Below are 14467 nucleotides of genomic sequence, written 5' to 3'. Positions count from 1 at the left end.
AGCATTGACGAAGGAGGTCAACAGGGCTCGATCCCGTTTGTAGCTCCGTATGAGTACACTATCGGGCGATGAGCGGATCGCATCGTCAAAAATACCGGAGATGGTAACACCGAAGACCCCGGGTGACGAGTGTTGCCGCATGCACCATCCTGGCCCGCCGCGGTTTCTCTCGACAGGCGAGACGACACAGTTGGCACCACGCGATCCCGACCCCGAAGCGACGTACGAATGGCATGTGATCGAATCGCCGCCCGGAAGCGAGGCGACCGTGGGCGAGAACCCCGTAACCGAGTTCACCCCCGACGTACCCGGGCGATTCACGCTCGGGCTCAAAGGGCCCGACGGCGACCATCAGCTGACGATCCGAGCGTTCCCGGCCGCATACGAGGACGTCGACATCGCGGGCGGGAGCGGAACCGTGCTTCGCGATCGCGATGCCGACCGCGCCGAGGTCGACTACGCGGCCGAACAGGCCCACGAGGGGACCGGGCCGCCGCGGGTCCAACTTGACGCGGCGGTCGCGGCGGATGCCGAGGGCGAAACGGTCCGCGTGGAGGCGACGGCGAAGCCGAACCCCGACTCCGAACTCGACGCGTCCGATCTCGACGTGGCCTTCGTCGTCGACGACCGCGACGTCGCCGCCTCGGTCGTCGAGGGCCGGACGAACCCGCGTGACGCGCTATCGGTGACGGAGACGACCGACGGAGCCACCTTGGAGGTGCCGGCGGCGACCGTCGCCGACCGGTTGCGGATCCACGCCGTCTCCGTCGCCCGTGAACCCGGCCAGGAGCTCCGATTCAGCGTCGCCGACGCCGTCGCGATCGACCGGACCCGCGACGGCTTCGAGACGATCCGGCTCAACCAGCCCCCGGAATGGACCGAAAACGCCCGTGTGTACGAGGTGTACGTCCGGACGTTCACCGACACCGACGCCCCCGGCGAGACGTTCGACGCCATCGCCGATCGGATCCCCGAACTGGCCGACCTCGGCGTCGACACGCTCTGGTTGACGCCCGTCCTCCAACACGACGGAAAGCCGCACGGCTACAACATCGTCGACTTCTTCGACGTCGCCGGCGACCTCGGCACACGTGCGGACTACGAGGCGCTCGTCGAGACCGCACACGACCACGGCCTCCGTGTGCTGTTCGATTTCGTCGCCAACCACACCGCCCGCGACCACCGATGGTTCGAGGATGCGTATCAGGATCCGGATTCGCCCTACCGCGACCGCTACGAGTGGCAGGAGTCCGGCGAGCCGGGCACCTACTTCGATTGGGAGCTGATCGCGAACTTAAACCACGAGAACCTCCACGTCAGGCGGTTCCTCCTCGACGTGATAGACGAGTGGGCCCCGCTCGTCGACGGCTTCCGGTGTGACATGGCGTGGGCGGTGCCGGAGTCGTTCTGGCGCGAGCTTCGCGACCGGGTGAAAGATATCGATCGGGAGTTCCTGTTGATGGACGAGACGATCCCCTATATCGCCGACTTCCACGAGGGGATGTTCGACGTTCACTTCGATGCGACCCTCTACTTCCAGCTTCGGCAGGTCGGCCGCGGCGCGGAGCCCGCCGAATCCCTCCTCGACGCGATCGAACAGCGCGCACGGGTCGGCTTCCCCGATCACGCCGGCTTCCTGCAGTACATCGAGAACCACGACGAGACGCGCTATCGCGTCGAATGTGGCGACGCGGCCGCGGCCGCCGCGGGTGCGGCGACGGTGACGCTGCCCGGCGTCCCGATGGTCTATGCCGGTCAGGAGATCGGCCAGCGCGGTCGGCGCGACGACATCGCGTGGGATCACGCCCGCGATGAGGTACGGGAGCGATACGAACGGCTGCTCGCGACCCACGCCGAGCATCCGGCGCTCGGACCCGCGGGCGACCTCTCCCGCGTCGGCTACCACGTCGCCAGCGGCGACCTGACGGAGCGACCGCTCATCGCCGACGGCGAGACCGTCCACCCGAACGACGTCGTCGCCTTCCAGCGGGAGGGCGAGACGGAGTCGTTCGTCGTCGTGTTGAACTTCTCGCTGGGCGAGGCGGCCGTCGCGGTCGACGCCGCCCACGGTGAAACCAACGTCGTGACCGGGGAGTCCTGCGTCACGGTCGACGCCGACGGGGAGGAGCGGATCCTCGCCGACGACGTCGCCGTCGTGCCGCTGGAGGACTGAACCGTGACGCAGACGCCGTTCGAGGCCGGCGGTGACGGGCCCGCGGAGCCTTCGATCCTCCCCGAACACACCGCCGAACTCGTCGCGCAGGCGAAGGACGATCGGAAACGAGCCGAGGACGAGTTCGCTGCCGCGAGACGGATAGCTGAGCGGCTGGGCGCACAGCCGATTCGTCCACCGGACGCCGACCCAGCCGAGGATCCGCCCGCGGGAGTCGCCTTCGGTTTCTGGACACCGGACCTCGTCGCCGACGGCGTCCCCACGGAGAACGTCCGTCTGGAGCTGTTCGTCCCGCTCGGTGAGGATGGGCAAGACGGGCAGGACGGACAGGATGGGAGTGTCGACCCGGGACGCGATGATCTCCGGGAGACCGAATTCGCGGTTCGCCGGCTCCCCGTCGAGCGCGACGGCGAGTTCCACTGGGTCGCCGTCGAGGACGTGCCCGTCGGAACCGGCGACCGGCTCGGCGCGCTCTATCAGCTCGTGTATCCGTCCCCGAGTGACGAGGGTCCGGACGGGGAGGGATCGAGCGACGGCGGCTGGAGCGTCGTTCGCGACCCGCTCGCGTACTCGGTTCCGTTCGGCACGTTCGCGCCCGCCGAGGTGTACGACTGGCCGCACCTCGATGCGACCCGACCGGACCGCGAGCACTTCCGGTCGTTCGGCACCGACGACGAGGCGCTGCCGACGACCGAGGACGACGGCCTCCCGCGGGTTGAGCCCGCGACGAGCATGCTCGAGATCCATCCGGGGACCACGACCGCGGAGGGGTCGCTTCGCGCGCTCGCCGAGCGGTTCGAAACCATCGGCGAGAAGCTGCGATCGGGCGAGCCACTCGACCCACACGAGCGCAACTACGCCGGCTACGACGCCGTCCAGGTGATGCCCGTCGAGCCACTCACGCAGGCGTATGACCGGCAGTGGTACTGGCGGCCCGGCGGCGCGTACGAGGGGGCGACGGAGGACGTGGACCGGTCGGCTGTCGGCGACGGGGACAGTACCGCCGACGGCGACACCGATGACACGTCCGCAGACGAACCCGCCATCCACGACGCCTTCGACCGCGACGCCGACGCCGAACGCGTGACCGTGGGGCTGAAACGGCCCGATCAGACGAACTGGGGCTACGACGTGGTCGTGAGCGCCTTCTCGGCGGCGAACCCGGCGATCCTGGAGACCGGCCGTCCCGACGAGCTGGTCGAGTTCATCGCCGCCTGTCACGCCATGCCCGACCCGATCCGGGTCGTCTTCGACGTTGCGCTGGGTCACGCCGATAATGCCGCCGACGAACTGCTCCCGTCGCCGTTTTTCGAGGGGCCGGGGATGTACGGGCTTCACCTCGATTATCGGCAGCCGGTCGTCCGGGCGATCCTCCTGGAGCTCCAGCGGCGCAAGATGGCGTTCGGGGCGGACGGGATCCGCGTCGACGGCGCACAGGATTTTACCTATCACGACGCCGAGACCGGCGAGGAGTTCCACGACGACGCGTTCCTCGCGCGGATGGACGAGGTGACCCAGACCGTGGCGGGAACCGAGTACCGCCCGTGGATGATCTACGAGGACGGCCGCCCGTGGCCGCGCGAGGACTGGGAGTTGGCCTCGACGTATCGGACGCTCATCGAGCAGCATCCGCACGCGTTCCAGTGGTCGCCGGTCACGTTCGCCCACAACAAGCCGGCGCTGCTCACCTTTTGGGCGACGAAGTGGTGGCGAATGAAGGAGGTCGGCGAGTTCGGCAGCCAGTGGATCACCGGCGTGGCGAATCACGATACGCTGCGGCGCGGATCACAGGTGCAGATCTCCGACGACTGGAGCGGCGCGCTTATCAACCCGTATCTGGCCGACACGCCGCCGGAGACGATCCGAGAGGCGTACGACAGCCCTGCGGCGCTCGTCTGGTTCCACGTCGCCATGCCCGGCGTGCCGATGGACTTCCTGCACGCGAACCACCGAGCGCCGTGGGGGTTCGTCCGCGACACGGACCCGATCTGGAACGTGAAGGTCGTCGCCGAGGAGGCCCCGTGGATCGACTGGCACATCCCCGAAGGGGCGTTCGCCGACGGCGACGACTTCGCACGGCTGAAGGCGCTCGGCTTTTCGAACCGCGGCGAGTTGCGCTGGTTCGCGCGGACGCTCGCCTCGCTCGTCGATGCCACCGGCTACGACGTGGACACCATCGCCGAGCTGCTCTCCGTGCAGGGGACGCCGATGGGCGATGACCTCACCGCCGCCGATCTGCAGACCTTCTCGTTCGCCTGGAGCGCGGACGTGAGCGAGTACTTCGTCTTGGACCGCTGGCACGGGACACAGGACGACGAGCGGACCGCCTTCGACCGCGCGGTGCGGGAGTTCAGACAGGAGCGCCCGTGGCTGCGCGAGGACGTCGACCCCGAGCGGGGGGAGACGTTCGGCTATCGACACCCCACTGAGGGGACGGTCCTTTATTACGCGCTCCGGCGGGACCCCGAGGGCGACGAGGACCTACTGGTCGCCTGTAACGTCGAAGGGACGCCCGTCGAGGTCGATGTAGAGGGCCTCCTCACGGAGGTGCGCGATGACCTCGCGGGCGTCGATGTCGAGGCCGAAGCGGACGTTCCCGAGCCCGACGACGGGTGGCGGGTCGTGCTCGCGCCGCCGGCAGTTGAGCCTGAGTCGGGCGAGTCGGGCGATACCGTCACGCTCGAAACCGCCGACGCGATCGTTTGGCGGGTGTAGGCGGACGGCGATCTGCCGGGATGACGCCATTCAACCGACGAATGGCGCCATCCCACCGACGAGTGGCGCCATTCCACCGGCGAGTGGCGCCATTCCACCGGCGAGTGGCGCCATTCCACCGGCGAGTGGCGCCATTCCACCGGCGAGTGGCGCCATTCCACCGACGAGTGACGCCATTCCACCGACACGTGACGCCGTTCCACCGACACGTGACGCCATTCCACCGACGTATGGCGCCACCACACCAGCGAGTGTCGTCATCCTGTCGGCGAATTACGCCGGCCCGCCCGGTCGATCCGGAACCAGCGACCGAAGGAGCTGAACCGCCGGCGCCTTCGCCAACGGCTCGTTGGCGTTGCCACAGTGTGGCGACTGGACACAGGACGGACAGCCGTCAGCACACCCACAGCCGTCGATGAGCCGGGCGGTTCGGACCGCGAGTTCCTCGAACCGGTCATGGCCGCGTCGCGTCAGTCCGACGCCGCCCGGATAGCCGTCGTAGATGAAGATCGCCGGCCCGGCCGTGTGGGGGTGTGCGGGCGTCGAGATCCCGCCCACGTCACGGCGATCACAGAGCAGGTGAAACGGAAACAGCGAGATCAGGCCGTGTTCCGCGGCGTGGATGCCGCCGTTGAACGCGTGGGTTCCGATGCCTCCGTGGTTGTCGTTGTCTTCGTCGATATCTCCGGCTTCGTTGTCGCCCTCGCCCGCCCCCATCGCCCGCATCTCCGATTCGATGTCCGCGGGCACCGGGAAATACAGCGCCGTCGTCCGCAGCGTCGTGGGCGGCAGCGCGAGCGTCGACTCCCCGAGCGACTCGCCCGTCGTGCGGTCCCGGCGGACGAATCCGGTCACCCGTTCGGTCACCGTCACGTCCGCGAAGCGGATCGGGACGTCGGGGCGGGCGTCGAGAACACGCTCCCGACGGTCCGATTCGACGACGATGTCCTTGTCCGTGAGCACCTGCGTGTAGTAGTCCGCCCACGAGGAGCGCAGCCTGGCCACGTCGCGGTCGAGATCGAGTTCGACGACCTCGTAGGTCCGTCCCTGCTGGTGATAGATCGCGCCCGGGTGGGCGTCCCGCAGGGCGTCCGCGAGCCCGAGGGAGGCGACGGTCTCGTTCGACCCTTCGACGATCAGATCGACCTCGCGGTCGTCCGCGGTACGCAGGTTCATCCCGTGTTGCGGGTTCCCCCCGTCGCTGTGGATCCAGCGGGGGCCCTCGGCGGTGGACCGTCGCGTCAGCGTCCCGGTCTCCGTCAGGTCGGCGACGATCCCCGGAAAAGACTCGCCGAAGTGCGTCTCGTCGTCGGTCGAGAGCCAGGACTCGTCGGCCGCGCAGGCGACGTGGCGCGGGAGGAGCCGGTCGTTTTCGGGGTCACAGATCGCGTCCTCGGGCGGGGCGGTGAAGAGGTCGTCCGGGTGCTCCATCAGGTACTGATCGAGGCCGTCCTCGCCCGCGACGAGGACGATAAGCGCCGGGTCGTCGCCGCGGCCGGCCCGGCCCGCCCGCTGGAAGGTCGACATCCGCGTCCCTGGATAGCCGTCGAGGATCACGGCGTCGAGCCCGCCGACGTCGACGCCGAGTTCGAGCGCGTTCGTCGACCACACACCCCGTAACTCGCCGTCGTGCAGTTTCGATTCGATCTCGCGCCGGCGGTCGTCCCGGAGGGCAGCCTGATACGCGCCGACCCGGCCGGCGAGGTCGTGATCCCCCCGTCGTCGGAGTTCCGCGGCGCTCTCGGTCGCGTAGCGCTCGGCGGTCTGCCGTGAGCGCGTGAAGGTGAGCGTCTGTCGGCCCGACGCGACGAGGTCGGCGAAGAGCCGCTTGCTCTCGGTGTGGCTCGACCGTCGCCGGCCCTGCCCGCGGTCGGCCCAGTCGTCGTCGTACTCGGGAGGGTTCCAGAGCACCCAGTCGCGCGGGCCGCGCCCGGAGGTGTCGTCGTCGACGAGCGTGATCGCGCCCGGATCGCGGCCCGTGACGGTCGCGACGTGCTCGACGGGATTGCCGATCGTGGCCGAACAGCAGATGAACTGTGGACGCGAGCCGAACCGTTCGCAGGTTCGCGCGAGCCGCCGAAGCGTCATGGCGACCTGCGAGCCGAAGACGCCGCGATAGCCGTGTATCTCGTCGATCACGACGTACTCGAGCGAGGAGAAGAACCACTCCCAGAGCCGCCCGGCGTAGGGCAGAAGCCCGTAGTGGAGCATGTCGGGGTTCGAGAGCACCACCGTCGGTTGCCGGTCCCTGACGGCCCGCTTTTCGGCGCGCGTGAGCCGGCCGGTGTAGGAATCGACGGCGACGCCGCTCGCGAACCCGAGGTCGCGGGAGAGCGCCGAGAGCGACTCCTCCTGGTCGGCGATCAGCGCGTTCTGCGGGGCGATATACAGGGTCCGACCCCCGTGGTCCATCGCGGCCTCGAAGGCGGGGACGGTATACGCGAGCGATTTGCCGCTCGCCGTCTCGGTGGCGAGCACGACGTCGTCGCCGTCGCGGGCCGCCTCGATCGCCGTCGCCTGATGGGTATATAAGCGATCGACGCCGCGCTCGGCGAGCGCGTCCGCCAGTCGGGGGGCCAGTTCGATATCCGAAAAGCGTGGCTCGCGGGCCTCAAAACGACGATGGTCGACGATCTGTCCGGCATAAGAGGGTCGCTCGCGGAGCCAATCGATGGGATCCGACACCTCGGATCACCGCCCGCCGTCCGCGGCGGTCGCATCCTCGCCGGTGTCGGTACAGTTCCCGGAACTGCCGGTGTCGGTGCCGTCCCCGGAACCGTCAGCGGCGGCGTCGCCCACGCCGAGCGCGTCAAGCGTGTCCTCGTCCGGGTCGACGACGTCCTCGATGACCTCCACGAGGTCGACGCGCCGTCCTTTATACGCCTCGACAAGCCGCATACAGACGAAGTAGCTCGGGACGGCGGCGACGACCGCGAGGATCAGGTTGCCGACGAGCAGCCGGATCACGATCTCCGGGCCCGCAGACAGCGAGATGTCCGTGGGCGTCGCGCCCGGCACCGGGCCGAGGATCGCCACGCCGAGGGTGAAGCTCGCGGCATACACCCCCCATTTCACGACGGGATTGAAGACGACGACGGAGGCGAAAAGCGCCACCTTGTTGACCCGATCGAAGAGCCACGCGAGGATCACGAAGACGATGAGCCCCGTCCCGAGCGTGGGGAGCATCGTAATAAAGACCCCAAGCGAGAAGCTGCCCGCGGTCTCCCGGGAGCTGTACTCCTCGGCGAAGGAGCGTTGGAGTTCCTCCTTGACCCGGGTCGACCACGCCTCCGCCCGTTCGACGATCATCTATCCGTGATAGCCCGTCCCGGGGAAAGTACCTGTCGGCGGGAACGGCGGACGGGAGTATATAAACGCAACCAACGCACCGATAAACGCAACCGGCGGTCAGCCGAACAGTCGGTAGAACGGGCGAGTGATGAGGAGGTGGTAATCAGTCTTCGGGTCCCAGCGGCTGAACGCGAGGCTGTTCGACATCACCGAGACCGACGATCCGGCCATCGCGAACCCGGCGAGCGCGGGGTTCAAGAGGCCGAGCGAGGCGGTGGGGATGAGCGTCGTGTTGTACGCGAACGCCCAGAAGAGGTTCTGTCGGACCTTCGAGATGGTCGCCTCCGAGATGCGTAGCGCCTTCAACACGTCGCGCGGGTCATCGCGCATCAGCGTGACGTCGGCCGACTCGATGGCGACGTCCGTCCCCGATCCGATGGCGATCCCGACGTGGGCGGTGGTGAGCGCCGGGGCGTCGTTGACGCCGTCGCCGACCATCACCGCGCGGCCGCCGTCCGCCTGGATCGCCTCGATGGCGTCCGCCTTGTCGCCCGGGAGCACGCCGGCCCGGACGTTCTCGGGGTCGATCCCCACCTCCTCGGCGACCGCCCGCGCGGTCCGCTCGTTGTCGCCGGTCAGCATCGAGACGGCGAGGCCCCGCTCCCGAAGGGCCGCGACCGTCTCACGGGCGCTCTCACGGACCGTGTCCGCGGTCGCGACCACCCCGAGGAGGTCGCCGTCGCAGGCGACGAGCATGGCGGTGCGGCCGTTCGACTCCAGTCGCTCCATCGTCGCCTCCGCCGGAGCGGGGTCGACGCCGTGATCACGGAGCAGCTTTCGGTTGCCGACGAGCACCTCCCCCAGCGGCGTGCTCGCTTGAACGCCGTGTCCGGGGACGTTCTCGAAGTCGCTCGCGTCCTCGACCGTGAGCCCCCGGTCGCGCGCGCCCTCGACGATCGCGCGACCGAGTGGATGCTCGCTGCCGGATTCGGCGGTCGCCGCCGCCCGGAGGAGCCGGGCAGCCGGGTCCGCCTCGTCGGTCGAATCCACCGTCCCACCGGCTACTGCGGTCCCCCCGTCCGGGGCGGCCGATCCCGCGAACTCCGATTCGACCGGCTCGCCGTCTTCGAACGGGACCACGTCCGTCAGCCGCATCTCCCCGTGGGTGAGCGTCCCCGTCTTGTCGAAGACGACGACGTCGACGTCGCGGACGCGTTCGAGGATGTCCGCGCCTTTAAATAAGACCCCGTTGGTCGCGGCGATGGTCGAGCCGACCATCGTCGCCGCCGGCGTCGCCAGCCCGAGCGCACAGGGACAGGCGATGAGCACCGCCGAGGCGAAGACGACCATCGAGAACTCGAGGAGGCTCACGCCGCCGGCGACGGGGCCGCCGCCGACGGGCGTCCACAGCGGGAGCCACGCGACGAACGCCGCGAGCTGTTCGGGAAACAGCGCCCAGATGAGCGCCCAGAACGCCGCGTTCGCGATGACGACCGGGACGAAGATCCCCGACACCTTGTCGACGAGTCGCTGGATATCCGGTTGTCGCGACTGTGCCTCCTTCACGCGATCGACGATCTGTTGGATCGCGGTGTCCGCGCCGACCCGGGTCGCCTCGACGAGCAACACGCCGTTCTCGTTCACCGTCGAGCCGACGACCTCGTCGCCGACGCCCTTTTCGACCGGGACCGATTCGCCGGTCAGCATCGACTCGTCGACCGCGGAGTCGCCCTCGATAACGATCCCGTCGGTCGGGATCTTTTCGCCGGGACGGACCTTGAGCCGGTCGCCGACCACGACGTTCTCGACGGGAACGGTGCGTTCCGTGCCGTCCTCGTCCACGAGCGTCGCCTGATCGGGGCTCATCCGGAGCAGCTTCCGGAGCGCGTCGCTGGCACGCGCCTTCGAGCGCACTTCGAGCCAGTTGCCGACCGTGATGAACCAGAGGATGAACGCGACGGCCTCGAAGTAGAGGTCGCCGACCAGCGGCACGCCGAGCAGCGGACCGACGAGCACGGCCGTGCTGAACAGGTAGCCGGCGGAGGTGCCGATCGCGACGAGCGTGTCCATGTTGGCCGTCCGCGTCTTCGACCACGCACGCCATGCCCCGGCGATGAACTCCTTGCCGAGCGTTCCCATCAGGATGCTGGCGAAGACGAACTCGATCCAGCCGAAGTCGACGCCGAAGACCTGATGGGGCATCGAATAGAGGCCGAACATCGCGCCCATCATGTACCAGAACGGGATGGTGAGGATCCCGCCGCCGATCACCAACCGTCGCTGACGGGCGAGTTCACGCTCGACCGCGGTCTCCCTGACGTTCGTGCCAGCGTCCGATCGGCTGACAGCGTCGCCGTCGGTATCGCCCTCATTTGTTCTCCCGTCTCCATCCACGGACTCGTCCCCTGAGCCGCCCGCGGACGCCGGTTCGAAGCCCGCCTCCCGGATCGCGGCGTCGATCTCGACACGTGAGGCGTCGACCGGGTTGTACGCGACGCGAGCCTCGTCGGTCGCGGCGTTGACCGAGACGCGGATCACGCCGGGAACGTCGCCGACGGCGTCCGAGACCGACGCCGCACAGCTCGAACAGCTCATCCCGATGATGCCGACAGTTGCCGTCTCCGAGACGGGTTCGAAGCCCGCCTCCTCGATGGCTTCGTAGATCGTCGCGAGGTCGACGCGCTCGTGGTCGTAGGTGATCGTTCCCTCGTCGGTCGCGAACGAGATGGACGCCTCCTCGACCCCTGCGAGGTCCTCGACCGCCTCCGCAACGGTCCCCGAACAGGTCGAACAGGACATCCCGCCGATCTCGAGGTGTGCCCGGCGTGTACGCATGTTGCATAAATATACGCGACCCCCATTCATTGCGGTTGTGCTTGTGATCGGGTGGGTTGAATTGGCGGTTCAGCTTTTGAAAGCGAATGAAGATTCACGCTGGGTTCGGATTCAAAACAGACCGGAAACCGATCCCATCGTCGAAGACGAGAGCGCTCGCTTACGACTGCAAACGTTTTGTCTCAGTCATCGTCGTCGCCGAAGACGCCCCGTCGCTCCAGTTCGTCGATCGCCGATTCGGTGTAGCCGTGTTCACGAAAGACGTCCCGGTTATGTTCACCGAGCAACGGCGGAGCCAGCTCGAAGCCGCTATCGGCGTTTTTGAACCGCAGCGGATGTTCGATGACGGGGATCGAGCCGAGTTCCGGATGGTCGATCTCCGATATCGCGCCGCGTGCATCGATCTGCGGATTGGAAAGCGCCTCGGCAACCGTATATACCGGTCCGGCCGGAACGCCCGCGTCCTCCGCGATCACCGAGATCCACGTTTCGGTCGACCGTTGGGTGAGCGTCGATTCGATCTCCGCTTCCAGTTCGTCGAGATGCTCCACTCGATCGGCGTTTCTCTCGAATCGGGGGTCAGTCGTCAGGTCTTCGCGGTCGATCGCCGTGCATAACTCACCCCAAAGCTTCTCGTTCAGGATACAGATGTTGATGTGGCCGTCTTTCGTCTCGAAGGTCTGATACGGCGCCAGTACTGGATCTTTCGTCCCCATCCGTTTCGTTTCCTCGTCGGCGAACACCATGCCGGCCTGTTTCGTGAGCCACGGTAACGTCGCCTCCAGCATGCCGAGGTCGATATACTCCCCCTCACCCGTCCGTTCACGCCGGTACAACGCGGTCAGAACACCGAACGCCGCCCACATGGCCGTTATCAGGTCCGTCATCGGCAATCCGACCTTCACCGGCTGTCTGCCTTCCTCGCCGGTAACGCTCATGATGCCACTCATTCCCTGGATGAGCAGGTCGTAGCCGGAGCGCTTCGCCCATGGTCCCGTCTGACCGAACGCGGAAATGGCGAGATAGATCAGGTCATCGTTGTACGCCGAGAGCGTCTCGTGATCGACGTCGAGACGATCGGCCGTCCCGGGACGGAAGTTCTGGATGAAGACGTCGGTTTCCTCGACGAGCTCATAGAGCGCCTCCCGTGCGTCGGGGTTTTTTAGATCCAGCTCGAGGCTCTTTTTTCCGTAGTTGAGCGTCCAGTAGTATGGCGACTCTCCATTCATGAACGGCGGTCCGGAGTGACGGACCGCATCCCCGTAGCCGGGCTGTTCGATCTTCACGACGTCCGCTCCCTGGTTCGCCAACATCGCCGAGCAGAAGCCACCAGTCACGAACGTCGAGAGGTCAAGCACCGTTACACCGTCGAGGATCTTGTCCGTGTTCCGGTTTGGATCGGATTCGTTCATTCGGTTACCCGTTGTGTTCCTGTCGTCACATGGATTGATATAGTATGGGTCGATTGCCGGAAGACACGTCGGTCAACTATCAGTGCTGCTGGCCTGCTGTCTGCGATTTTCGATGTGCAAATAGATACTCGCTTCAAGCACAGGGACGCCTGAGATGACATCCTCCCCGGCGTAAACGCCAGGGTTTCCTCGCGCTGGGGGTATCGCTTACCGGCCCACGGAGGCAACTTGCGGGTTCGTGCGCTCCTCGTTGGAACAAGAGCGTGGTGACTCTGACCACTCGTGGTCGTTCCACTTGAGGCGCACAGGCCGTGCCATCGACCGTGCTACGTCTGTCTGCCGTCTCAGGAACGTTTCGGATGCCGTAAGATCCGCGTGTCCCTCGAAACCACACGGACACGTCAGCGTGTCGCGGTGGCGCGTTGTTCGCTCCGTGGACCCACACTGCGGGCACTCTTGGCTTGTCCACGCTTCCGACCGAACCTCTACCGAGATTCCGTACTCCTCGGCGGTACACGCGAGTCGATCGATGAACTGCCGGAACGCCCAGAAGTTGTGCGTTTTGGCGTTCGATTCGACCGACCAGTGCGTGTCGAGTACGTCCGTTAACGCCCCCACGTACACCGTAGAAATGCCCTCGCTGTGCAACCGTTCGATGAGGTCGCGGGCGAGCGCGTCTTGGGCGTGGTCGCGTCGGCGCGTCCGGCGTCGGTATAGTGAACGTATCCGGTGGCTGCTGTACCGACCGTCCTCCAAGAGCGACTGCAACCGGGCGATCTCCCGCGTCGTTTCGCGGAATCGCTCGAACATATCGCGTCCTTCGTACAGGTATTGCTGGCCGGTTATGGTTGTGCAAGCGACGAGATTGTTTGCACCGAGGTCCAGAGCGGCTTCTTCCGAAGCCAGTGGGTGTGCCAGCCGAGAAGTGTCGATTGTGACTGGCTGAAAGGCCCTGAATGATCGTGCTTGCTCGTCCCAGCACAACTCTAACCGTCCCTGCTTGTCGTACTCTTTCCAGTTAGGTTCGCCCCAGACTTCGAGCCGGAGCCGTTCGCGGTGTCCCAACCCGTACTCGTCTTTCAGGTCTTGACCAACGAGAATTTCGAGGCGTGAGTATTTGCCCCACTTAACAGAGTACGACGTGTTGCGGATGTACGTGCGGAGTTCTCGCCCTTCCTCTGCGTTCCCCCAGAATCCGGGTTTGCCGTTGGCTTCTCCCTTCTTTTTGAGGCTAAAGAACGACCTCCACGCTTCCCGGTTCTTGCGTTCGATTTGCTGAACCGTGGATGCACCGAGTGTTCCGCCATAGCGACCGCGATACTCGCTGATCTCCCATACGTCTTGGTCTGGGTCTTCGTAGTGTTCGCGGCGCTCGTAGTTGATTTCGTTCCAGAGAGCGGCAGAAGCGTCCAACAGGCGTCGAAGCAACTCCTCGTCCTCTGAGGACTGCGGAATCACGTCGAACGTGTTGGCCCGCTTCATCAACTACGTATTGTACCGTAACACACATAAATATGCTGTTTGTGTGATATTATATGGTCGCAATTCGGATCGAATTTGACGATGATGAACAGTACGAACGACTGAAAAAACTGAAGAAGCACCGTGGATTGACGTGGAAGGGCTTACTCCTCGAAGGAGAGAAGAAAGTCAGAGAGGATACCCCGGAGTAACCGTCGACCGTAGTTTGTGACGTGGAGTGTCGGATTCACGCCCGCGCTAAAGGGCGGGACTCTCTCCTTGATCTCGGTAGTCCAGAGAAGCAAGCGCAAGCCGGACACCCAACACTTATTTCCTCGTCGTGTGTCGGTACGGTTGCGATGGCGACAGGCAAGGTCGAATTCTTCAACGACACTGGCGGCTACGGCTTTATCGAGACCGACGACGCGGACGAGGACGTCTTCTTCCACATGGAGGACGTCGGCGGCCCCGACCTAGAGGAAGGTCAGGAAGTCGAGTTCGAGATCGAGGAGGCCGAAAAAGGTCCACGCGCGAAGAACCTCACCCGGTTGTAAGGCGCGGCTGCAGCGGACCACCCGAT

At 66.0% G+C, this 14467-nt stretch carries 9 protein-coding genes; 4 read left to right on the top strand and 5 right to left on the bottom strand.

Annotated features, from left to right (window positions below; translation table 11 throughout):
* Window positions 1-139: 139 nt before the first annotated feature.
* Window positions 140-2173, top strand: a complete 2034-nt coding sequence (gene malA / locus CHB65_RS00875) for an alpha-amylase MalA (protein ID WP_089383156.1) — start codon at window positions 140-142, stop codon at window positions 2171-2173.
* A gap of 3 nt (window positions 2174-2176) precedes the next feature.
* Complete coding sequence (gene gghA, locus CHB65_RS00870) at window positions 2177-4888, top strand: glucosylglycerol hydrolase (RefSeq protein ID WP_179213547.1); 2712 nt, start codon at window positions 2177-2179, stop codon at window positions 4886-4888.
* A 273-nt stretch (window positions 4889-5161) separates the two neighbouring features.
* Here gghA and CHB65_RS00860 read toward each other — a convergent pair whose 3' ends face one another.
* From CHB65_RS00860 to CHB65_RS00840, 5 genes are all read right to left on the bottom strand, one after another.
* Window positions 5162-7573: a DEAD/DEAH box helicase gene (locus tag CHB65_RS00860; RefSeq protein WP_089383155.1), complete on the bottom strand. Its 2412-nt coding sequence runs from the start codon at window positions 7571-7573 to the stop codon at window positions 5162-5164.
* A gap of 6 nt (window positions 7574-7579) precedes the next feature.
* Window positions 7580-8197: a DUF2062 domain-containing protein gene (locus CHB65_RS00855; RefSeq protein WP_089383154.1), complete on the bottom strand. Its 618-nt coding sequence runs from the start codon at window positions 8195-8197 to the stop codon at window positions 7580-7582.
* A gap of 99 nt (window positions 8198-8296) precedes the next feature.
* The gene (locus CHB65_RS00850; protein ID WP_218818902.1) at window positions 8297-11014 is read right to left on the bottom strand and encodes a heavy metal translocating P-type ATPase; all 2718 of its coding nucleotides are present in this window, start codon (window positions 11012-11014) and stop codon (window positions 8297-8299) included.
* Window positions 11015-11196: 182 nt separating this feature from the next.
* Window positions 11197-12426 (bottom strand): CaiB/BaiF CoA transferase family protein, encoded by a 1230-nt coding sequence (locus CHB65_RS00845; RefSeq protein WP_089383153.1) that lies wholly within the window; start codon window positions 12424-12426, stop codon window positions 11197-11199.
* Window positions 12427-12633: 207 nt separating this feature from the next.
* The gene (locus CHB65_RS00840; RefSeq protein ID WP_089383152.1) at window positions 12634-13908 is read right to left on the bottom strand and encodes an RNA-guided endonuclease InsQ/TnpB family protein; all 1275 of its coding nucleotides are present in this window, start codon (window positions 13906-13908) and stop codon (window positions 12634-12636) included.
* Window positions 13909-13961: 53 nt separating this feature from the next.
* Between CHB65_RS00840 and CHB65_RS17225 the strand changes: the two genes are divergently transcribed.
* Window positions 13962-14099 (top strand): hypothetical protein, encoded by a 138-nt coding sequence (locus tag CHB65_RS17225; RefSeq protein ID WP_179213546.1) that lies wholly within the window; start codon window positions 13962-13964, stop codon window positions 14097-14099.
* Window positions 14100-14246: 147 nt separating this feature from the next.
* The gene (locus CHB65_RS00835) at window positions 14247-14441 is read left to right on the top strand and encodes a cold-shock protein (protein WP_089383151.1); all 195 of its coding nucleotides are present in this window, start codon (window positions 14247-14249) and stop codon (window positions 14439-14441) included.
* Window positions 14442-14467: the final 26 nt, after the last annotated feature.

Source organism: Halorubrum vacuolatum, from assembly GCF_900188065.1.
In the GTDB taxonomy this organism is placed as follows: Archaea; Halobacteriota; Halobacteria; order Halobacteriales; family Haloferacaceae; genus Halorubrum; species Halorubrum vacuolatum.
The sequence above is the reverse complement of the archived record's forward strand: the minus strand, read 5'-3'. Positions and strand labels throughout refer to the sequence as shown.

Bases quoted from the DNA above. Each gene is read 5' to 3' on its own strand.
- CHB65_RS00850 (WP_218818902.1), bottom strand. From the start codon at position 11,014: ATGCGTACACGCCGGGCACACCTCGAGATCGGCGGGATGTCCTGTTCG.
- CHB65_RS00845 (WP_089383153.1), bottom strand. From the start codon at position 12,426: ATGAACGAATCCGATCCAAACCGGAACACGGACAAGATCCTCGACGGT.
- CHB65_RS00855 (WP_089383154.1), bottom strand. From the start codon at position 8,197: ATGATCGTCGAACGGGCGGAGGCGTGGTCGACCCGGGTCAAGGAGGAA.
- CHB65_RS17225 (WP_179213546.1), top strand. From the start codon at position 13,962: ATGGTCGCAATTCGGATCGAATTTGACGATGATGAACAGTACGAACGA.
- CHB65_RS00840 (WP_089383152.1), bottom strand. From the start codon at position 13,908: ATGAAGCGGGCCAACACGTTCGACGTGATTCCGCAGTCCTCAGAGGAC.
- malA (WP_089383156.1), top strand. From the start codon at position 140: ATGCACCATCCTGGCCCGCCGCGGTTTCTCTCGACAGGCGAGACGACA.
- CHB65_RS00835 (WP_089383151.1), top strand. From the start codon at position 14,247: ATGGCGACAGGCAAGGTCGAATTCTTCAACGACACTGGCGGCTACGGC.